The following is a 20,896-nucleotide window of genomic DNA, read 5'->3' as shown; positions in this document are numbered from 1 at the left end:
TTTTGGAAGCTTTTAGGGGTGAGTTTTTTTAAAATTTTAAAAACGATACGAATTAAAAAACGCAGATTTTTTGAAACAAGAGACATAACAAACCTTTCCTTTCTTGATGTATGTATGTATGTATGTATGTATGTATGTATGTATGTATGTATGTATGTAACTATCCCATTATTATATCTCAATTAAGGTTAAAAAGAGATTAAGGGGTTTTGAAAAGCGGATTCATTTTGTATTTTTAGTTTTTTCTAATGCATTTTGAATGGCAATAGAGGGCGACAAATAATGATAACGCACCAAAATTTCTGTAATTTCTTTAAAAATAGGGGCTGCGATTTTGCTGGCGTAATACTCTTCTTTACCATGTGAGCCTAAGATAACCACACCAATTGTAAAAACTTGCCTTTCATCTTCAACAAAGCCAAAGAAAGAGCTGTTATAGGACTCTTCACTATAGCTCCCATTTTTTGCGATTCTAGCGGTACCTGTCTTGCCCCCCACATATAGCCCTTCAAATTGAGCGTTTTTGCCTGTGCCATAACGCACCACTTTAAGCAAGGTTTTTCTCATTTTCCTGGCACTTTTTTGACTAATGGCTTGAAAAGCGGGTTTTTGACTAGGAATATAAATGTCGCCATTGGGTGCTGTTTTTCGTTGCACTAAATAGGGGGTGCATAATTTACCTTCGTTAGAAAACACCGCATAAGCTCTTAAAAGTTGTAAGAAAGTCGCATTAAGCCCATAGCCATAAGAGATACTTCCTTTCAACACTTCACGCTTAAAAGCGTTTAGGGGGGGGATTTTTCCTGTGGCTTCCAAAGATAAGTCAATACCCGTTTTTTGAGCGAATCCATAGCCTAAAAGCCCGTTATAGAAGTCTTTAGGGCTTAGGTTTTGAGTGATTTTTATCATGCCCACATTACTAGATTTAATCAAAATATCTTCAATAGTCGCTTTCTTACTAGGGATAAAATCATCTTTAATGGTGTATTTTCCAAGTTGGTAGTAGCCATTATTCAAATTGATGCGTTCTTTGGGGTTAATAAGGCTTTTTTCTAATAGCAACGAATAGACAATAGGTTTGATAGTGCTACCGGGTTCAAAGACCTTTTCAGCGATACTCAGATTCAAGTTTTCATAATCACTGGTTTTAATGGTGTTAGGGTTGAAGCGATTGCTTGTAGCTAAAGATAGGATTTCCCCACTTTTAGGGTTGATAATACCCACCAAAATTTCTTTGGCTTTGAGTTTGTCCTTGGCTGCGTCCAGTAAGGTTTCAATTTCTTTTTGGAGTTTTAGGGGAATGCTTAAATACACTTCATAACCATCAAGGCGTTCATGCTCTGTGTAAGAGTGGTTTTGAATGAAATTGAAACTCACATCTCTTTTGCCTGTTCTTATTCCGTTTTGCTGGGCTTTAAGTAGGTGGTTTTGAGACTTCTCAACCCCTTTTTTACCTGTAGTTAGGGTGAGTTTTTCTTCTTCTTGTTTTTGCACATAGCCTACGATAGGCTCTAAGCTACTTTGATAAGGGTAATGCCTAGAAACTCCGCTCACTTCAATATCTAAGCCCTGTTTTTGCCATACTTTGTTGTGTTTGTCTTTAAAATTTTGAAAAACTCCAAAGGCTAAAAATTTTTTATTCAAGTCCTTGAGATTAGCAGCGGTATTTGGCGTAAGGTCATAGGCTAAAGTCGTGTAGCCTTTAGTATTGAGTGCGTTTTTTAAGGATTTTTTAGAAATATTGCTATAAATTGAGAGAAAGTCAATAAAAAAATCTTTTTTGTCAGGGTTTAGAAACCTTGTGTCAAAGCCTAACTTAAAGAGTTTTTGTGAGCTTGCTAGACTATAATTGTCTTGGCTATAAATAGTCCCCCTGGTAGCGACATCTTGTTTGCTGATAATTAAGGTCGGCATATTAGTTCGTGGAAAAACAGCTTTAATGAAAGCTACCACTAAAAAAAATAAAAAAAGCACCAAAAAGACTAGGGTAGTGAGAACGCTTTTATATTTTTGGGTTTGTAGGAATCGCTCTGAGTTGAAGCTAGTCTCAATGTTCTTAGTATCCATTCACGCACTTTGCTATATCATCTCATCTACTATTTTGGAGCGTGGTATTCAAAACAATGACTCTTTAAAAGTCAAAAAAACAACACAGCGACTCCAAAGTAAACCCTATAGTTAGCCGGCTGAGTGTCAACCGAACGCTTAGTAGCCACCTAGAGACTTAGATTTGGGTTCTTAAGAGTTCTTTATAGGCACTGATAGCTTTGTTACGCACTTCAAGCATGAGCTTCATGCTTGTTTCAGCCCTCCCTATCGCAATGGCCGCTTGGTGCAAATCTTTAATCTGCCCCGTTGCCATATCTGCCAACGCCTTATCAGACTGCTCTTGAGTGTTGTTAAGCTCATTGATAGATTGCTTGAGTAGTTTGGAAAACTCCCCACCTTTTTGTTCTCTAAAGGCACTGCCTGCTTCCTCTCTTTTGGCTCTATTGTCCGTATTAAGCTCAGAGAAAGGGTTTAATAAGCTTTTGTCATTATGTATAGCTTGCATAGAACCTCCTTAAGCTCCTTGATTTTTTCAAATCATCAACCTTGTGAAATATTTTATCCATGTTTTGGTTAATATTTTCTAATTTTCAATGGTTATACTACCATAAATATTTAAGTTTGTAGCATGCCTATGGCATTGTGTGCCATATTTTTAGCGCTTTGAAAGGCAGCAACATTAGCTTGATACGCCCTAGTAGCTTCCACTAAATCCGCCATTTCAACGACCGCATTCACATTGGGGTAAGCCACATAGCCTTGAGCGTTAGCATCAGGATGGCTGGGGTCGTATTTCATCAAAGGCTCGTTATCATCACGCACAATCTTATCCACAACCACGCTTGTAATAGGGATTAAAGGACTATCATCGCCTTCGTTTAAGGGGTCTTCATAGGGGATGACCTTATTATTTTGAGTGAGTTTTTGATTCAAAATCTCATTGAAATCAAAAGCTTTGAATACCGCTTCTTGTCTCCTGTAGGGACCCCCTTCGCTTGTGCGAGTAGTGTTAGCGTTGGCAATGTTAGAAGAAATAAGATTGGCTCTTAAGCGTTGAGCAGACAAGCCATAACCACTAATATCAAAAGAGGATAAGAACATGCTATTTCCTTAACTTATAAATTCTTGCTAGAATCAATTGCGTAATTCACTACGCTACGATATTTTTTTAACGCTGTACTTAGGGCTAAATACATGGTGGAGTTTTTACCCATTTCGCTCGTTTCAATGTCTAAGTCCACGCTATTGCCATCATTTTTAGCTAAATGTCCATCTCTGTAAAAGAGACTCGCTCCATGGTTAATGCTATTTTCAAAATCTAAATGCCTAGGGTCAGTGTGGGCTAGAGATAAATCTTTAGCAGACTGGTTCTCAAAAATTTCAGCTTTCTTTTCAGCTAAAACGCTTTCAAAGTCTAAATCTCTTGGTCTGTAAAAAGGCGTGTCCACATTAGCAATATTAGAAGCAATCATATCTTGACGCAAAGCCCTATAATCTAATGCTTTATAAACAAGCCCAAATGCCTTAGAAAAATCCATAAAAACCCTTTCATTTCAAAACCTTAAGAAAAACCACGCAAAACACACTCCACATGCTATTCAAAGAGTGTGCACTTAGAATAGTAGCTACACTTTTCAAACGCTACAAAGCGAGCAAAAATTCAATCCATTATAGTGTAAAATATCTCTAAAATACCTTAATTGTAACGCTAATTTTAAAAAATTAAACTGAGTTAGTAAGGATAAATGGCTATGGGTAGAAATTTGTTTTTTTGTGCTTCGTTGTTGATTTTTTTAGGGGTGTTGATGAGCTATTCGCTTTCAAGTTACACCACAATAGTGTTGTATCATTATGGGGAGTTCCACTTTTTCATACGACAGCTTTTGAGTGCTGTGATGGGAATTACTATTATGTGGGGATTGTCTAAATTAGACCCTAATGAATGGTTTAGTCGTTTGGGATTCTTGCTATTCTTTCTTCCATTATTCTTAACCATTGGCATGGTTTTTTTGCCAGAAAGCCTTTCAAGTAGTGCAGGGGGAGCGAAGCGTTGGATTCGTTTGGGTTTTTTCTCTCTAGCCCCTTTGGAGTTTTTAAAAATTGGTTTTACCTTTTTTCTTGCGTGGAGTTTGTCTCGCACCTTTGTATTACAGGATAAAGCCAGCGTAAAAGAAGAATTTATTACTTTCGTGCCTTACTCACTTGTTTTTTTGCTCTTAGCGTTTGTGGTTGGGGTTATGCAAAATGATTTGGGACAGATTATCCTTTTGGGGGCAGTTTTGGCGGTGTTATTAGTCTTTTCTGGGGGGAGTGCACACTTGGTTAGTCTGATTATTTCGGGGGCATTTGCTATTAGTGTTTTAGCGATTGTTACAAGCGCTCATAGGATTTTGCGTTTGAAATTGTGGTGGTCTAATTTACAAAACACCATTTTTACGCTCTTGCCAGATAAGTTAGCGAACGCTCTTAAGGTTAGCGATTTGCCAGAATCCTATCAAGTCTTTCATGCGGGTAATGCGATGCATAATGGGGGGTTGCTTGGGCAGGGGCTAGGACTAGGGCAAATCAAACTTGGGTTTTTGAGCGAAGTGCATACAGACATGGTTTTAGCTGGAATTGCGGAAGAATGGGGTTTTTTGGGGCTATGTGTTTGTGTTATGTTATTTGTTGTTTTGCTTGTGTTGGTATTTAGAATTGCTAATCGCTTGAAAGAACCAAAATATGCGTTGTTTTGCGTGGGGGTGGTGTTATTGTTAGGGTTTTCTTTTGTGATTAATGCTTTTGGAGTGGGGGGGATCTTTCCTATTAAAGGTCTAGCGGTGCCGTTTTTGAGCTATGGGGGCAGTTCGCTTCTGGCTAATTGTGTTGCTATCGGACTAGTTCTTAGCCTTGCACGATATGCTAAGGGCTAAAGAGTGTTAGCCCTTTTGTGCGATGAGAATTATTGCCATAGGAATGGTTTAATTTCTGCATCACTCAAACCAAAAACAACTTTGTAATAATCTTTCACAATCGCATTAATATCTACGCCTTTAAAGGCTTCAGGGTGGGCTTTTGAAGCGATGAATAGACTTATGAGTGGGGCTCTAGGTCCGCCTATATCCATTGTGGGGAGTTTATAGACTTGCTTATTCTTTATGGCTTTTATGGTAGAAAATTTGGGATTGTTTAAAATATCTTCAGGTTTAAGCGAACTTATCCACCAAATGAAGATGATTTCAGGGTTTTCTTTAACCATTTTCTCCATGCTGATTTCAGCACGCCCAAACTTGACATATTTCAAGCCAAAATTATCAATGCCCCCTTTTTCTAAAATATCCGAGCTAATGGCTTGATGACCGCTGACTTTATTGGGCTTGTCAAAAAGCTCTACACCTTTTTTCTTTTTAACATTTTTTAAACGCTCTTTGATAAAATCCAAAGTTTCTTGCATTTTTGCAAATTTTTTAGAAGCATCAATTTGTAGGACTTTAGCCTGAGACTCAATTGCTTGCATAGCTTCCTTAATGCTCCGCTCTTGAAAAGAGAGAAAGGAAATGCCAAATTTCTTAGCATGCTCTAAAGCTTTAGGGCTACCCACAAAGGTTACCACTAAGTTAGGACTAAGTTTTTTCAAAAGCTCAATATTGAGTGCGGCTACATGGTCGCTACTCATGGATTTAATATGCTTAGGGTCTTTGAGAGTGGCTTTTACAATGTTTGAATTGAAAGCGTAATCAGAAATGCCTACAACCCTATCCCAAATGCCAAGCATTGCGGGCACTTCTACATAACTACCGATATAAACTATTTTTGAGATAGGTAATTGTATGGTTTGTTCCCCAAAATAGTCTTTGACTTTGATTTCTTCAACAGAAGCACTAGAAACATTCAGGGTCAATGAAATCAAAAACATGAAAAAATAGGGAGCTAGAGCCTTTTTAAAACGGGTGATTAGCATGGTAATCCTTTCGTGTGGTATGATTTATAGAATAATTATAACATTTAAGAAAATAAAAATAGTAAAAATGAAACTATTTTTCATAAATTCTTAAAATGTGAAAGAAAATATCTTTTCATTAACCTTTTATGAATATACTTCGCTATGTTTCCTTTTTTGGAAAACGACAATCAAAATTTTGGTTTGATAAAATTTTAATAAAAAATATAAATAGGAGTTGTAGATGTTAGTTACAAAACTTGCCCCTGACTTTAAGGCACCAGCTGTTTTAGGCAACAATCAAATTGATGAGAGCTTTGAGCTTTCTAAGAATTTAGGTAAAAATGGTGCCGTTCTTTTTTTCTGGCCAAAGGACTTTACTTTCGTATGCCCTTCAGAAATCATTGCGTTTGACCACAGAGTGAAAGACTTTCAAGAAAAAGGTTTCAATGTAATTGGCGTGTCTATTGATAGCGAGCAAGTGCATTTTGCTTGGAAGAACACCCCTGTAGAAAAAGGTGGCATCGGTCAGGTGTCTTTCCCTATGGTAGCTGATATTACTAAGAGTATTTCTAGAGACTATGATGTATTGTTTGAAGAAGCGATTGCATTGAGAGGTTCTTTCTTGATTGACAAGAATATGAAAGTAAGACACGCAGTTATCAACGACTTGCCACTAGGTAGAAATGTAGATGAAATGCTTCGCATGGTTGATGCACTTTTATTCTTTGAAGAATATGGTGAAGTGTGCCCAGCTGGTTGGAGAAAAGGTGATAAGGGTATGAAAGCTACGGCTGAGGGCGTTGCAGAGTATCTCAAAGACCACGCTGATAAGCTTTAATCTGTATTTAACCTGTCGCTTAATCAAGAGAGAGTTTGGATTTTCTTGATTAGGTTCTTTTCTCTGTCTAGTTTCTGTTTGTTTCTCAACTTTTCTGTGTCGTTTTTACTCTTTATGAAATTTTTTGATTAGTTTTTAAATTCAAGCAATAAAGGACTTTTATGAATGTATTGAAGCGTATTATCTGTGTTGTTATGGTTACTTTAGGGCTTTTTAATCTCTTGCAAGCAAAGCACCATAAGAAAAAAAATGAACCCACTCAAGAAATCAAGGTGGGTGCTACGCCTGTTCCGCATGCTCAGATTTTACAATCTGTAGTAGAAGATTTAAAAGCACAAGGGATTACTTTAACCATCGTGCCTTTTACAGACTATGTGCTGCCTAATCTGGCTCTTAATGATGGTTCTATAGATGTGAATTTTTTCCAGCATCGCCCCTATTTGGATAGATTCAATTTAGACAGAAAGATGCACTTGGTTGATGTGGCAAGCATTCATGTAGAGCCTTTAAGATTTTATTCTAAAAAAATTACTAGCATGAAGAATTTCAAGAAAGGTTCTGTAATTGCTGTGCCAAATGACCCAAGCAATCAGGGTAGGGCGTTGATTTTATTGCACAAGCAAGAGATTATCACGCTCAAAGACCCAAGCAATTTATACGCTAATGAGTTTGATATTATTAAAAATCCTTATAATATTAAAATCAAGCCCTTAGAATCTGCTATGTTGCCCAAAGTTTTAGCTGATGTGGATGGGGCTGTAGTGCCGGGAAATTATGCCTTGCAAGCAAAGCTTACAGACGCTTTATTTTCAGAAGGTAAAGATTCGCCCTACGCTAATATTTTAGCCACTCGTGAAGATAACGCACAAGATGAAGGGGTTAAAAGATTGGTTCAAGCCCTTAGAAGCGATAAGACTAAACAATTTATTTTAGACACCTTTAAGGGTGCGATTATTCCTGCTTTCTAGTTTTTCTTTGGGGTGTGAGTCTTTTTACTAGGGGTGAGATAGCCAAGCTCAGAGAGCTTGTTGCTCATCTTAACTAATAAGCCTCCAAGTTTTGACCCCCCTTCTCCATGCTCTACTAGAATAGTAATAGCGTATTTAGGGTTTTCATAGGGCAAGTATGCTGTAATCCAAGCGTGCGAGCGGTGGAAATATTCCATATCCTTCTCCTTGATACGCTCTATCATGCTTTGGGGGATTTCTACAACTTGTGCGGTGCCAGTCTTACAGGCTAAAGTTACTTTGGCTCCTTTGGTAGAATAATAGGCGGTGCCATCTTTATGGTTGCACACTTCATACATGCCTATGCGTAAAGCTTGAAGTTTCTTTTTTTGAAAATTATTCAAGGGGTCTTTGGGGGGTTGCTGATTATTTAAAGCAAAATGGGGTGTAACTAATTCGCCTGTAGCGATGAGTCCTGTATAAACTAGCACTTGTAAGGGTGTGGCTAGAAAAGAGCCTTGTCCTATAGCAGTAATCAATGTGTCGCCTGTTTTCCAGTCCTGATTGAAGCGTTTGAGTTTCCATAAATTATCAGGCACAATCCCTATAAATTCACTCGGTAAATCTATGCCTGTTTTTTCTCCAAAACCCACTTGCCTTAAGGTTTTGGAGAGTTTTTCTATGGATATTTCAAGTCCAAATTTATAAAAATACACATCTACAGACTCTCTTATGGCCTTATACAAATTAGAGTTGCCATGACCGGTTCTTTTCCAGTCTCTAAATTTTCGTTTGCCCACTTCAATATAGGGGGGTGTAGAGATAATAGTGTTTTCATTAATATTAAGATTTTCTAAAAAGCTCAGCCCTACGCCCATTTTTACCACTGAACCGGGCGGATAGAGTGCGTTAGTAAAACGATTGAGTAGGGGGTTATAAATATCATCTTGAAGGTTTTGCCATTTTTCTTGGCTAATGCCCCCTACAAAATCATTTAAATTGTATTCAGGGTAGCTTCCAGCCACTAATAGCTCCCCATTTTTCACATCCATTACCAAAATAGCTCCCCTTTTATTTTCAAATAATTTATCAGCTTCTTCTTGTAGGCGTTTGTCTAAGCTTAGCTGTAAGTGGTTGTTGGTGCTTGGTGGCACAACTTCTAAAGTGGCTAATTCTTGATTAAGAGCGTTCACATGCATGATTTTATAGCCTACTTTGCCTTGTAAGTGCTTGTTGTATTCTTTTTCAATGCCGGTTTTTCCTACAATTTGGCTGTATTGATTTTCTTCATCATCTTTCAAATCTTGTAAGCTTGCCACCCCTACATAGCCTAAGACATGAGAAGCTAGAGAAGCGTTAGGGTAGTAGCGTTTGTCTAAAGGAAGCACAAAAAGCCCTTCAACCTGTATGAGTTTGGCATAAAGGGGTTGCATTGTGGCATAAGGAATGAAGCCGATAACTTTAATGAGATTATGGTTATAGAGAGAATTTTCTTTTTGATAATTGTTTAAAAGCGTTTCTTTTGAAAGGTTAGGAAAGAATTGCTGTATGGTTTCAATCTTTTCTAAAAGCTCTTTGTTTTTGAGCCTACTGGGTAAAAAAACCCCAAAAACTAATTCATTAATCGCTAAAAATTCATGGTTTCTGTCAGTGATATTCCCCCTTTTAGGAATCAGAAACTCTTTTTTAGTCATGTTGCGTTCAGCTAACTTTTCGTAATATTCCTGATTTTTAATGCCAAGTATAAAGAGATTTAAGGTTAATAAACCCCAAACCCCAAGAAAAAGAAAGAGCAAAAGGTTATAACGAAGATTTTTCATACACGCTCCACAAAACACTCTCTATTAGCGTAAAAACCACCAAAAGTCCAAGCAAGTTCAAGCTCAAAGAATTAGAAACAAAATGCGATAAAAAAAGATAGTAGATTAAAAACACATGCAAGACCTTGAAAAAAAAGCCATTGTGGAAAAAACGCAAAGAATTTTTATAAATAAGCTGGTGGTAGATTAAAAACAATAGGGCTAGAACGCCCAAGGTTTTCAAATGCATGCTTTCAAACAAAAATAAGCATAAAAACACGCCTAAAGTGGCTAAAAACTTTTCGCACACTCTGGCATAGAGCAAAAATAAAAACCCAAGCATAGGGGGCAAATAAGGAATTAAATCCCTTAAAAGGCTGTAAAAATAAAAGCATAAGCACCCTAATAGTAAAGAATAGAGATAATTTCGTCTTAAAGAAGGGTGCATGACTTTGTGGCTTGTGAGAGATTGGTGAGCAAGTATTTCAAAAGGGTTTGACGCACGACTTCAAGGTTTGGATATTTCAAAGAAAGAGCGTGGAAGTGGCTGGCGTTGATTAAAAAGGGTTTAGGGGCATTCATAAAAAGGCGGTGTTGCTCGTTCTTGTTGAGCTTGTCAAATTTGGTAAAAAGAGAGAGATAAGCCTGGTCGGGTCTCAAAAGGGCTTGAATATTTTCTTTTGCATTCCTATCAATGGCTAAACCTAAATGGCGTGCATCAATCAAATGGATAAAAAGTTTAATGGAAACTCTAGCGCTCAATAATTCCCATAAAAACCCTTCCCATTCTTTTTTCAAACTTTTAGAAACTTTTGCATAGCCAAATCCGGGCAAATCAATCACATTAAAGGTCGTTGTCAGAGCATTTTCTTTGTCTTCCCAAGTGGTGGAGAAGAAATTCGCTAAACGAGTTTTTCCGGGGGTCGCTGAACTTTTAGCTAGATTTTTTCCTAATAGAGTGTTAATAAAAGTGCTTTTTCCCACATTGCTACGCCCCAAAACAACCATTTCAGAAGTTAAGCTGGCGGGGCATTCTGAAAGTTTGCTGGAAGAAGTTACAAAATGAGCGTCTTTAATGGCAATCATTAAGGTTTCTCTTGCTTAGGTTTTTGAGTTTTTTGCTTGGCTTTGCGGTTTTCTTCATTAATATCTTCCATATCAAATACAAATTTAGCGGGGCGTTTTGTGCTTCCTAGCACATCAGCATAGCCCTTAGTTTTATTGAGAATGATTTCATCGCCGGTTATCACATTAGATTTTCCTACTTCCTTAACCACAGCATTTTGTAGCAATCTGTATTCCCCATTCAAGGCGTTGTAGATGAGTTTGTTAGCACTCCCGCTAATTTCACGATTATCTTCTGTAAAGATGTTAAAGCGTGTGTTTCCTGTAGCTTCATAGCGTTCAGGCTTGCGTTTATCATTCAAAAAAACACTGACCTTATCCGCAAATAATCTGTCTTTTCCTTTTTTAATTTGCACATTACCCTGAATGATGGCGGTTTTAGTTTTGTCATTCGCCACAAACTGATTGCCTGTAATTTCTAAAAGTTCCCTTTTGGCTTCTTTTTTCAATCCTTTGTCATGGATATTTTTAGCACTCATACTAAAGCAACTCATAAAAACTAAGCAACACCATAAAAAACGCATTAAATCCTCTCTTTTAAAGTAGGTCGCTTCTTGTTTTTTTGCTGGCTTTCTTTGATTTCATCTATTCGTAAATAAGCTTGAATGCTCTTAGCTTCAATGATTTCTAAAGCATGCGAATAGAAAATATCAAATCCCTTCACTTCCCCTTCATTTGAAGTAAGGATAAAATTACCTTGCCCCCTAAAACTTTGCTCTTTATGGTTATAGATTCCTGTTTCACTCCAAAAACTAGAATTATCGCTTCTTGTATAAGTTACTCCCTTAGGAAAGAAGTATAAATCTTGTTGTCGTTTAGCTTTGGGCGATTTGACACTTTCAATGGTATTTTCATCATAACGACTGATTTTAGAATCAAAAAAGATTTCATAATCATCATATTGCAGAGCCTTTTTGCCTTCTATAGACAAATCAATGATTTGTTCGCTCATTTGAAAGGCTTTAAAATTTTCTAATTCAATTTTAGGAATGTTTTCTTTAGAAACAATATCTGTAGGCTGAGAGTGTAAAAAGAAAAAGACAAGCCCTATGGTAATAACAGATAAGATGATGAAGAAATTTAAAACACTATTAGAGGTAAAGCCTAAGAGCTTCATCGTGTAAGCCTTCTAATTCTAAGAGATAATCAATCGCTTCTCTCACAGCTCCCTTGCCCCCTAAGTTTTGTAGCACCTTACTAGCTTTTTTTTTGACAATAGGGTGTGCATCAAAAGGGGCAAAACTTAACGCACATGCTTTAAACATGCCCAAATCATTATAATCATCACCTACACATGCGATTTCTTGCGTGCTTAACTTCAAATCTTTTTTGAGTTGCTCCACAATAACGCCTTTATTTTTGACCCCCATAAAAACATGTTGAATGCCTAAATCTTCCATGCGTTTTTTCACGATAGCTGAAGTCCTTCCGGTAATAATGGCGATTTCTTTTTTCAATTGCTTCCATACTACCATACCAAGCCCATCTTTGACATTAAAAGCTTTGATTTCTCGCAAGCTTTCATCAAAATACAACGCCCCATCAGTGAGCGTGCCATCCACATCTAAAAGCAGTAACTTAATCATTCTCTTATTAAAATCGCATTTTGGTTATGGTTTTTCATAAAATCCCTTGCTTCTTCTTCGCTTTGAAATCCCTGAACTAGGACTTTATACAAATCATTCTTTAAAACCACTTTAACGCTATAATTTTTACTCTGCTTTTCTAACTTGTCCGCTAGAGTTCTAGCCCCTAACTGGTTTCTAAAGGCTCCCATTTGTAAGGAAAATCTTCCCCCACTCACGCTTTTTTGACTTTCGCCGATTTTAAATTCCTTTTGCAAAGTTTTTGAAGAATGAGCGTTAAAGGTTTGTTCATATTGTTTAGAAATGACCCCACCAAAGCCCAAGATAACCAAACGCACATTAGCCGTGCCTTTTTTAACCATGTCAATATCTCTGGCGGCCACATTAGATAAATCAATAATGCGATTATTTACAAAAGGCCCTCTATCATTAATACGCACGATAGTGCTTAGATTATTTTCTTTGTTAATCACTTTGACAATGGTATTCATGGGCAAGGTTTTATGAGCGGCAGTGTGGGCATACATGTTGTAGATTTCGCCATTACTGGTTTTTTTTGCATGGAAGTTTGGACCATACCAGCTTGCAACCCCATCAAAAGTTTCGCCCAAATCCACCTTAGTAGGGTAATACCACTTACCCCCCACTTGATAAGGCCGCATGGTGGCTCTCTGAATGGCACTAGAATCACGCATGCCGTTATCTAGGGTTTGGTTTGTTGTGCCGCTATTTTGTGGGGCTTCTTGTGGGGTTTTTTGGTGTTTGAAATGGCGTTCAAAGAAATTGCGTTTGTAGGTTGCTGTTTTAGTTTTAGGGTCATAATCTTTAGCATTTTCATAAGCTCGTAAGCTCTCGTGCTTATAAGATAAATTTTTTGTAGCCACATTCTCTTTTTTGGTGGCACAAGCACTGATGAAAAGCATAAGGCTTAGAAAGCAAATCTTTAAGGCCAAATACATCAAACTACCTTATGGCGAGCAACTTTCTATTAACAGGAATTAATAGGCGTTGGTGGATAAGAATATTAGAACTTTTAAGATTATTCGCTAGTTGAATGCTTGAGATACTGACCTGATAGCGTTTGGCAATGGAAAATAGGGTCTCTTTAGGTAGGACTACATGGGTGATAAAAGGGTTTTTCGGATTTGTTTCAACCCATCTTGCTTGTTTGAATTGCCGCTGTTTAAACAGGGCGAGTTTTTCATAAGGAATATAAACTGTGTAAGTAGGGGCTTTAGAAGGTAAGTAGTTGTAGCGGAATTGATGGTTGTAAGATTTTAGGGTGCTTAGGGGTAGGTGTAGATTTTTAGCGACTTGGGCTAAGGAAGTGTGTCTTTTAAGTTGGATACCCACTAAGCTCACCCTTGCCCCACGATTGAGTAAATACTCCTTGTTTCTGAGATTGTCTAGGTTGTTGAATTTCAATGCTAAGCTTAAAATCAAGCGGATATAATTGCGTGTCTCTCTAGGCAAATATTTTTTATCTTCATCTAGTAGGACTTTAATATCTGAACTTTTAGCGTTTTTAATAGCGTTTTGAACCTTGCGTAAGCCGTAATTATACGCCATAGCCACTAAATACCATTCGCCGGTTTGCTTATATAATCTTTTCAAGTAAGTGATGGCAGCTTTGGTGCTTTTAATAGGGTCTCTTCTCTCATCAATGTAGTGGTTGACCTTAAGGTGTAATTCTTTAGCGGTGCTTGGCATGAATTGCCAAATTCCTACCGCTTTTTTATGGCTATAAGCCCTTGTTGAAAACCGAGACTCAGCCATCGCTAAAAACAAAAATTCTTGTGGCACATTAGCCTCTCTTAACATGCTCTTAATAATGGGGATAAACCGATAATTAGCGTCAAATTTTTGAACTAATTTTTGCCATTCTTGCTCTTCGTCCATGTTTTTTAGAGCGTTTGGCATTTGAGACAAAAAGCTCGCATTCACTCCAAAGGCTTCTAAAGTCTTAGTGTCTATACCAGACTCAAAGGCTATTTTAGAATGCCCCAAAGTAATGAAAACAAGCATACTAGCAACAAGAGAAAAAAACCACTTCTTATTAAAACACTTCATTCTTTTTGATACAAAATCCTATGGTGTAATTTATTGTTCTTAGTTATAGCACAAGAGCTTTTTAAAAAGTAGCCTTGATTATAGCTAAACTTTATGATACTTTTACAAACAGCCCTTTCTTTTAGGGCAAGCTGAAGAGCTTTTGAGCGTTATAGGTGCTTAAATGGGTAAGCTCTTCAATTTCTATGCTAAGTATTTCGGCAATTTTTTGAGCGATTAAAGGGATATAGGTAGGACTATTTCTTGTGCCTCTAAAAGGGTGTGGGGTTAAATAAGGTGAATCAGTCTCTAAGACAAGCCTATTTTTAGGGATTTTAGGCAGAATTTCTATGAGTTTTTTGGCGTTTTTAAAAGTGCTAACCCCCCCTATTCCATAATAAAAGCGTTCATTCAATTCTAAGAGCATGCTATCAGCGTTAAAGCAATGCAACACTCCAAAAGCCTTAGGATAGCTTTTTAAAATCTCTAAGCTATCAAAACTCGCTTCTCTAATGTGAATAATCAAAGGCTTGTGATGTTCAATAGAAAATTCAATTTGTTTGATAAAGATTTCTTGTTGCTTGTTTTTATAAGTCTCTCGCTCATTTAATTCAAGCAAGCGGTAGTAATCTAGTCCGCACTCGCCTATTGCAACACATTTTTTGTGTGTAACAAATTTTTCAAACAAGCTTTTATCAAAGCTACTAACATCATAGGGATGAGCTCCTATGGCAAAAAACACGCCTTCATATTTTTCGCTAATTTCTATGGCTCTGTTTAAATCTTTCATATCTGCACCAGGAATGACACACCTAGAAACACCGCAATTTAAAGCGTCCTGTAAGACTTGTTCTAAATCGTTCTCATAATCCTTGTGGTCTAAATGACAATGCGTATCTACAAACATTTTTATCCTAATTTGTGGGTTTTATTTAGGGGTTTAATTATGTTACAATAAGGGGGCATTTTAACATAAGGAAAGCAACAATCAATTATGTTTAGCGGATTAATCACTCAAATAGCTAAAGTAAAGAGTTTTCAAAATAATGTTTTAACGATTGAAAGCGATTTGAATCCAAAGCTTGGCGATAGCATTGCCATTAATGGAGCGTGTTTGACGGCTATAGAAAGCACCGCTAAGCATTTTAGCGTAGAGCTAAGTCAAAAAACCCAAATGAGCGTGGCATTAGAGAATTACAAGGATTTAGTCCATATTGAGCCAGCTCTAAAAGCTAACGCTAGCTTAGATGGGCATTTTGTGCAAGGGCATATTGATGCTATAGGGGTTGTTGAGAATATCATTCAAAATGCTAATCAAGTGGATTTTTTTATCAGTGCTTCTAAAGAAACGCTTTTGTTATGCATTGAGCAAGGCTCTATCGCTATTGATGGGGTGAGTTTAACTTTGAGTAAGGTTGAAGAAAAGGGGTTTTGGTTGACAATTATCTCTTATACCTTAGAGAATACCCTTTTTAAAACTTACAAACTTAAAAGGCGTGTAAATATTGAAACCGATTTGTTAGTTCGCAGTGTCGCAAGCTTGTTAAAACGCCACAATAAATTAGCCCTTTCTTGGGAAGAATCAGATGCTTTAACCTTAGGATATTGAATGAATAAGACCCTAAAAGCCGCCGCTCTAGCCTATAATATGGGGCAAGATCATGCCCCAAAAGTGGTAGCAAGTGGGGTAGGCGAAGTGGCTAAAAGGATTATTCAAAAAGCTAAAGAATACGATATAGCGTTATTTTCTAATCCTGTGCTAGTAGATTCGCTTTTAAAGGTGGAATTAGATAGTGCGATACCAGAAGAATTGTATGAAAGCGTGGTGCAAGTGTTTTTGTGGCTTAATAGCGTAGAAAATGACGCACAAATGTCAAAGTAAATAAAGTGTAAAGTCAAATAAATATGATAGTAGAATTAAAAAATATTGAGAAGATTTATGAAAATGGATTTCATGCTTTAAAAGGTGTAAATTTAGAGCTTGAAAAAGGCGGTGTTTTAGGCGTGATAGGCTATTCAGGGGCGGGGAAGTCCACGCTCATTCGTTTAATCAATTGTTTAGAACGCCCCAGTTCTGGCGAAGTTTTAGTCAATGGAGTCAATCTATTGAGTTTAAAGCCCAAAGAATTGCAAATGGCCCGCCAAAAAATAGGCATGATTTTTCAGCATTTCAATTTATTGAGTGCTAAAAATGTGTTTGAGAATGTTGCGTTTGCTCTAGAAATCGCTCAATGGAAAAAAACAGAGATTAAATCAAGAGTGTATGAATTATTAGAATTAGTGGGACTAAAAGATAAAGCCCATTTTTATCCTAAAGAATTGAGCGGTGGGCAGCAACAGCGAGTAGCTATTGCAAGAAGTTTGGCTAATTGCCCTAGTTTGCTACTTTGTGATGAAGCCACTTCGGCCCTTGACCCAAGAACCACGCATTCTATTTTGATGCTTTTAAAGGATATTCAAAAAAAGCTTGATTTAAGCATTGTTTTTATTACGCACCATATTGAAGTGGTTAAAGAATTGTGCAATCAGATGTGTGTGATGAGTGGCGGAAAAATCGTAGAAAAAGGTGCGGTAGAAGAAATTTTTGCTAACCCAAAACACGCCGTAACTAAAGAGTTGCTTGGCGTGGGAAATGAGCATGTAGATAAAAAATCACAAGACATTTATCGCATTGTATTTTTAGGAGAGCATTTAGATGAGCCTATTATTTCTAATTTGATTAAGCGTTTTAAAATAGATGTGAGCATTATTTCTGGCAATATTGAAGAGCTTACAACCAAAGATATAGGGTATTTGGTGGTGCGGTTTTTAGGTAGTGCTATGGAAATACAAGGGGCTTTAGAGTATTTAGATTCTTTAGGGCTAAAAGTTGAAAAGATAAAGGATTGAGAATATGATAACTCAAATGTTATTTCAAGCCACTCTAGAAACACTTTATATGGTGTTTGTGGCGAGTTTTTTAGCCGTGCTTTTTGGTTTGCCTTTGGGGGTTTTATTATTGGTGAGTAAGAAGGGGCATTTGCTAAACAAACCTCTTTTGCATAAGGTTTTAGACACACTCATTAATGTGACTCGCTCTTTTCCTTTTATCATTCTTATTATTTTGCTTTTACCTTTATCTCGCTTCATTATTGGCACAAGCATTGGCTCAAGTGCGAGTATTATTCCTTTAGCTATTTCAGCCATTCCTTTTGTCGCCAAACTTTTTGAAAATTCTTTAATGGAAGTGGGGCATGGCAAGATTGAAACTACTTTAAGTTTAGGGGCGTCTAATTTTCAAGTGATTAAAATGATGCTTTTAGAGAGCTTGCCTTCTTTAGTAAATAACATCACTATCACTTTAATTTCTTTAATAGGTTATTCGGCTATGGCTGGAGCTTTAGGAGCTGGGGGCTTAGGGGATTTAGCTATTAGGATTGGTTATCAAACTTATAGGGGTGATGTGCTTTTTTATGCGGTAGTGGTTATTATTGTTTTGGTTCAAGTCATTCAAAGCGGTGGGGATTATTTGGTGAAACGCTTGAAAAGACATGGTTATTAGAATATTGATTTAACGCATATATTATTTTATCAAAGTTTATTTTAAGGTTTTTTGCCCTACACTACAGAGTCGTTTTAGACACTATTTTTTTAATAAAGGATTAATATGAAGAAAATCAATACGCTATTAAAAACAAGTTTTTTATTATTTTTGGGATTTCAGGTTGCACAAGCTGAGAAGAGTGCCTTTTTCCTTGGTGCAACTTATGATTTAGGGAAAGCTTCATTAAACGGCACCATGAAAGAGTATCGTTCTAGCGTGTCTAATGGCTTTGATGACTTAATTACCAAACGCCATTCCACCTTGCAAGGCTTTGGTGCACGCATAGGTTACAACCAACTCTTTGGATTAAAAGGCTGGGTAGGTTTGCGTTATTACGGCTTTTTTGACTGGGCGAAAGCCGATCTTGGTAGTGTTGAGATAGGTCAATATGCCAAAAATTATTCAAGGTCCAGTAGCTTTAATCGTTATGGTTATGGTGCAGGCATAGACTTGTTGGTTAATATTATCAATTTTAGCTATTTTAATTTGGGTGCTTTTGGGGGTGTGGCTATTGGAGGAGAAGTTTGGAGTGCCAAAAATCAGCAATTAAATAGCGTTGTAGGGGCTTTGCAGACGGATTTTGAAAAAACACATTTTGATTGGATGTTTAATGTGGGTGTGCGTAGTGTGATGATTAAGCATATTGGCTTAGAAGTTGGAGCTAAGATTCCTATGTCAGAGACCCCATTCTTAAAATATAGGGAAAAAGATAGACATTATGATTATCAAGAAAAACTTAAGCGTGGCGTTTCATTCTATGCCGCGCTGTATATTTTGTTTTGAGATTTGAAAAAGGGTCTCTTACTCAATCTTTAGCTCTCTTTCAATGAAATATGTATAGAAAGCATTTTTAGTAGAGCTAAAGAATTCTATTAAACTTTTTAAATTGAGAATAAATTATGTGGGGGTAATAACAAAAATCTGTCTCTGTCAATCTAGTGTCTGTAAGTATAAAAATATGCTTACCCATTGATAGGTTTTTAAAGAAAGCATCCCCTTAAAGACTTTTTGTTATTTTTAAATATTATTTGGAGTTCTTAATATTAAGTCTAGGCAAGATATTAAATGCCATTTATTAGGCATTGCATTGACAAGCCAATTGCTATGATTTGCAAGTTTCTTTATGTGATTTATATGGATTCAAAAAAAAGATGTTTCTTGCCAAATACAATAGTGGGTTAAGTTGTATTGATAAACGCTTTTTAACAATCCATATTTGTTTGATATAGGACTAAAAAAGAATTTTTAAAATCAACCCAATATTATAAAAATTAAGAAATAAAAGAATTTTTAAACTCAATCCTTATTATCATGTTTAACAATAAAGAAGAGAATATAAAAAAGTTTTTTTTTCAGTGCTTTTCATTTTCTATCTTTTTTAATAAAATTTATTAACTTTTTATTTACAAGATTGTAAAATCTAAAGTGCGAATAGCCAAAGCAAGGAGTTAGAAGTGCGAATGGGTAGAATAGCTTTCTTGGGTTTGAATGGCATACTATTATTAGTGTCTGTATTAAATGCTAAAACCCCTTTAATAGATTTAGTGCAAAATGCAAATTTAGATGGGTTTGTTTTTGGGCGTTTCACTCAGGATGGAGGTAAAACGGGTAATGGAAATGGCTTTCAATTTCGTATTAAGGCGGATTTAAGCACTGGTGAATACAAGGGCTTTTCTTTCACTTCGGGAATATTCTTTTCGCAAGGTTCAGGCGTGCCACCTAAAAATAGGCAGGTGTGGGATGACATTCAAGGCTCTAGGGGCGTGAGAATGAAAAGTCAATATGATATTTTTAGTTTCAATAATCTTTTTGTTAAAAAATCATTATTCAAGTCTTACGCACAGGTGGGCGAGATGAATTTAAACACGCCCTTTAACGATAAAAGCACGGACAGAGCGATTGGGGCGAGTTTTAGCAGTAAGGATTTAAAGGATTTTGTATTTGATTTTTCGGCTTTTGGAAGCTGGATGGCGGACGATTTGTATAGTGCAGGCGTTGGCTATGATACTAATGGGGTGAAATGTGAAGGAAGCTTGACTGGTGTCAAACTCAACCCTAAAACCGGGCGTTTTGATTGTAGGGGGAAAACTCTTGGAGCTAATACAAAGGGGAGCATTTGGGGAGCTGGCATAGGGAACGCCCTTTTGATAGGTGGGGTAGGGTATGGTAAGAAATTTGGTTTTGAAAACCGCCATCATTTTAGGGCAAAATTGTATGATTTATATGCTCATAAGCTTATTGATTACATGATTTTTACTGAAGCTAGTTATCGTTATCAATGGGGTGGGGAGCATCAATTTGTGAATGTCTTGTTTCAGTTAGCCACAGCAGGAGTGAATAACAAGGCGGAGTTTCAAACTAAGCGTTCGCAATTCTTAGCCACTTATTTTAAAGATAAAGTCAAGCGAGAAACTATGCTAGGTCATGCCCCACAAGAATTAGCCCAAAGTAGGGGGGTTTATAATTTTCAAGTGAGCGTAGAAAGGCATGGGTTTTATGCGATGGTTGGGACTTTTGGGAGTTTTGCTCAAGGCTATGCAAGTTTAATTGATAATGTAGGGGGGCTAAAAACGGCTGGTAAATTATGGAATGGTAGCCAAGGGCATGGTAGCATGGGCTTTGGACTTATTGGTGGGGGAGCGACTAAGAATACAAGCATGTATTCGGTGTATTCGCAACTAGATTATCGCTACAAGAATTTATTGTTTGCGTTGGATTTAGTGTTTGTTACCGGTAAAAATAACTTCACTTTGTGGGAAGGGGATACTGATTTGAGCGACTTAAAACAATATCGTGGTTGGGATCCAGCCTATAGGGGCTTTAGAGCAACTAAGAATGCGACTTTTGGAGAGATTACCCCAAGCATTGCTTACAAGGTGGGCAACCGATTCACAGCCCAACTTTATTATGCGAATTTATTCGGACAGATTAGAATGTATCGGGTGCGTTGCCAACTCACTTATTCTTTTTGAAGTTTTGTGTGATGATTTACAATGAA

At 37.0% G+C, this 20,896-nt stretch carries 23 protein-coding genes; 9 read left to right on the top strand and 14 right to left on the bottom strand.

Features of this window, described 5'->3' with window-relative positions; translation table 11 throughout:
• Nucleotides 1-222: 222 nt before the first annotated feature.
• The 4 genes from HCD_RS03865 to flgB all read right to left on the bottom strand — a co-directional run bounded on the left by HCD_RS03865 (nt 223) and on the right by flgB (nt 3,587).
• Nucleotides 223-2,067, bottom strand: a complete 1,845-nt coding sequence (locus HCD_RS03865; protein ID WP_014659283.1) for a peptidoglycan D,D-transpeptidase FtsI family protein — start codon at nt 2,065-2,067, stop codon at nt 223-225.
• Between the two features lie 157 nt (nt 2,068-2,224).
• The gene (gene fliE / locus HCD_RS03860; RefSeq protein WP_014659282.1) at nt 2,225-2,554 is read right to left on the bottom strand and encodes a flagellar hook-basal body complex protein FliE; all 330 of its coding nucleotides are present in this window, start codon (nt 2,552-2,554) and stop codon (nt 2,225-2,227) included.
• A gap of 110 nt (nt 2,555-2,664) precedes the next feature.
• Nucleotides 2,665-3,150 (bottom strand): flagellar basal body rod protein FlgC, encoded by a 486-nt coding sequence (flgC, locus tag HCD_RS03855; RefSeq protein ID WP_014659281.1) that lies wholly within the window; start codon nt 3,148-3,150, stop codon nt 2,665-2,667.
• A gap of 14 nt (nt 3,151-3,164) precedes the next feature.
• The gene (gene flgB / locus HCD_RS03850; RefSeq protein WP_014659280.1) at nt 3,165-3,587 is read right to left on the bottom strand and encodes a flagellar basal body rod protein FlgB; all 423 of its coding nucleotides are present in this window, start codon (nt 3,585-3,587) and stop codon (nt 3,165-3,167) included.
• Nucleotides 3,588-3,794: 207 nt separating this feature from the next.
• On the opposite strand from flgB, the gene HCD_RS03845 reads away from it, so the two are divergent.
• The gene (locus tag HCD_RS03845) at nt 3,795-4,961 is read left to right on the top strand and encodes an FtsW/RodA/SpoVE family cell cycle protein (RefSeq protein ID WP_041594823.1); all 1,167 of its coding nucleotides are present in this window, start codon (nt 3,795-3,797) and stop codon (nt 4,959-4,961) included.
• Between the two features lie 29 nt (nt 4,962-4,990).
• Here the strand turns inward: HCD_RS03845 and HCD_RS03840 are convergent, their stop codons facing one another.
• Nucleotides 4,991-5,989: an ABC transporter substrate-binding protein gene (locus HCD_RS03840; protein ID WP_014659278.1), complete on the bottom strand. Its 999-nt coding sequence runs from the start codon at nt 5,987-5,989 to the stop codon at nt 4,991-4,993.
• A 223-nt stretch (nt 5,990-6,212) separates the two neighbouring features.
• On the opposite strand from HCD_RS03840, the gene HCD_RS03835 reads away from it, so the two are divergent.
• Nucleotides 6,213-6,809 (top strand): peroxiredoxin, encoded by a 597-nt coding sequence (locus tag HCD_RS03835; RefSeq protein ID WP_014659277.1) that lies wholly within the window; start codon nt 6,213-6,215, stop codon nt 6,807-6,809.
• 161 nt (nt 6,810-6,970) lie between these two features.
• On the top strand, nt 6,971-7,777 hold the full coding sequence (locus HCD_RS03830; RefSeq protein WP_014659276.1) for a MetQ/NlpA family ABC transporter substrate-binding protein: 807 nt from the start codon (nt 6,971-6,973) through the stop codon (nt 7,775-7,777).
• On the opposite strand, the gene mrdA is transcribed toward HCD_RS03830, so the two are convergent.
• The 9 genes from mrdA to HCD_RS03785 form a co-directional block, all read right to left on the bottom strand.
• Nucleotides 7,774-9,576: a penicillin-binding protein 2 gene (mrdA, locus tag HCD_RS03825; protein WP_014659275.1), complete on the bottom strand. Its 1,803-nt coding sequence runs from the start codon at nt 9,574-9,576 to the stop codon at nt 7,774-7,776. The genes HCD_RS03830 and mrdA overlap by 4 nt on opposite strands.
• The gene (locus HCD_RS03820) at nt 9,557-10,003 is read right to left on the bottom strand and encodes a hypothetical protein (protein WP_014659274.1); all 447 of its coding nucleotides are present in this window, start codon (nt 10,001-10,003) and stop codon (nt 9,557-9,559) included. Before HCD_RS03820 ends, mrdA begins: the two co-directional genes overlap by 20 nt.
• Complete coding sequence (gene yihA / locus HCD_RS03815; RefSeq protein ID WP_014659273.1) at nt 9,988-10,641, bottom strand: ribosome biogenesis GTP-binding protein YihA/YsxC; 654 nt, start codon at nt 10,639-10,641, stop codon at nt 9,988-9,990. The genes HCD_RS03820 and yihA overlap by 16 nt, the downstream gene beginning before the upstream one ends.
• Entirely contained in the window at nt 10,641-11,204 is a 564-nt protein-coding gene (gene lptA / locus HCD_RS03810) for a lipopolysaccharide transport periplasmic protein LptA (protein ID WP_014659272.1), read from the bottom strand. Before lptA ends, yihA begins: the two co-directional genes overlap by 1 nt.
• A complete protein-coding gene (locus tag HCD_RS03805) occupies nt 11,204-11,797 on the bottom strand; it encodes a hypothetical protein (RefSeq protein WP_014659271.1) in 594 nt (197 codons plus the stop codon). Before HCD_RS03805 ends, lptA begins: the two co-directional genes overlap by 1 nt.
• Nucleotides 11,772-12,266: a KdsC family phosphatase gene (locus tag HCD_RS03800; RefSeq protein WP_014659270.1), complete on the bottom strand. Its 495-nt coding sequence runs from the start codon at nt 12,264-12,266 to the stop codon at nt 11,772-11,774. Before HCD_RS03800 ends, HCD_RS03805 begins: the two co-directional genes overlap by 26 nt.
• Nucleotides 12,263-13,225 (bottom strand): septal ring lytic transglycosylase RlpA family protein, encoded by a 963-nt coding sequence (locus HCD_RS03795; RefSeq protein WP_014659269.1) that lies wholly within the window; start codon nt 13,223-13,225, stop codon nt 12,263-12,265. Before HCD_RS03795 ends, HCD_RS03800 begins: the two co-directional genes overlap by 4 nt.
• A 4-nt stretch (nt 13,226-13,229) precedes the next feature.
• On the bottom strand, nt 13,230-14,336 hold the full coding sequence (locus tag HCD_RS03790) for a lytic transglycosylase domain-containing protein (protein ID WP_014659268.1): 1,107 nt from the start codon (nt 14,334-14,336) through the stop codon (nt 13,230-13,232).
• A 121-nt stretch (nt 14,337-14,457) separates the two neighbouring features.
• Nucleotides 14,458-15,222, bottom strand: coding sequence for a TatD family hydrolase (locus HCD_RS03785; protein ID WP_014659267.1), 765 nt, complete (start codon nt 15,220-15,222; stop codon nt 14,458-14,460).
• Between the two features lie 87 nt (nt 15,223-15,309).
• On the opposite strand from HCD_RS03785, the gene ribE reads away from it, so the two are divergent.
• From ribE to HCD_RS03755, 6 genes are all read left to right on the top strand, one after another.
• Nucleotides 15,310-15,924, top strand: a complete 615-nt coding sequence (gene ribE, locus HCD_RS03780; protein WP_014659266.1) for a riboflavin synthase — start codon at nt 15,310-15,312, stop codon at nt 15,922-15,924.
• A complete protein-coding gene (locus HCD_RS03775) occupies nt 15,925-16,197 on the top strand; it encodes a FlhB-like flagellar biosynthesis protein (protein WP_014659265.1) in 273 nt (90 codons plus the stop codon).
• Between the two features lie 23 nt (nt 16,198-16,220).
• Nucleotides 16,221-17,204 carry a methionine ABC transporter ATP-binding protein gene (locus HCD_RS03770; protein WP_014659264.1) on the top strand — a complete coding sequence of 328 codons (984 nt, stop codon included), beginning with the start codon at nt 16,221-16,223 and terminating at the stop codon, nt 17,202-17,204.
• 4 nt (nt 17,205-17,208) lie between these two features.
• A complete protein-coding gene (locus tag HCD_RS03765; protein WP_014659263.1) occupies nt 17,209-17,856 on the top strand; it encodes a methionine ABC transporter permease in 648 nt (215 codons plus the stop codon).
• A 105-nt stretch (nt 17,857-17,961) separates the two neighbouring features.
• On the top strand, nt 17,962-18,681 hold the full coding sequence (locus tag HCD_RS03760) for an outer membrane protein (protein ID WP_014659262.1): 720 nt from the start codon (nt 17,962-17,964) through the stop codon (nt 18,679-18,681).
• A 677-nt stretch (nt 18,682-19,358) separates the two neighbouring features.
• Nucleotides 19,359-20,870 (top strand): hypothetical protein, encoded by a 1,512-nt coding sequence (locus HCD_RS03755; protein ID WP_014659261.1) that lies wholly within the window; start codon nt 19,359-19,361, stop codon nt 20,868-20,870.
• The last annotated feature ends 26 nt before the right edge of the window (nt 20,871-20,896 follow it).

The organism is Helicobacter cetorum MIT 99-5656, from assembly GCF_000259275.1.
Taxonomy (GTDB): domain Bacteria; phylum Campylobacterota; class Campylobacteria; order Campylobacterales; family Helicobacteraceae; genus Helicobacter; species Helicobacter cetorum.
The sequence above is the reverse complement of the archived record's forward strand: the minus strand, read 5'-3'. Positions and strand labels throughout refer to the sequence as shown.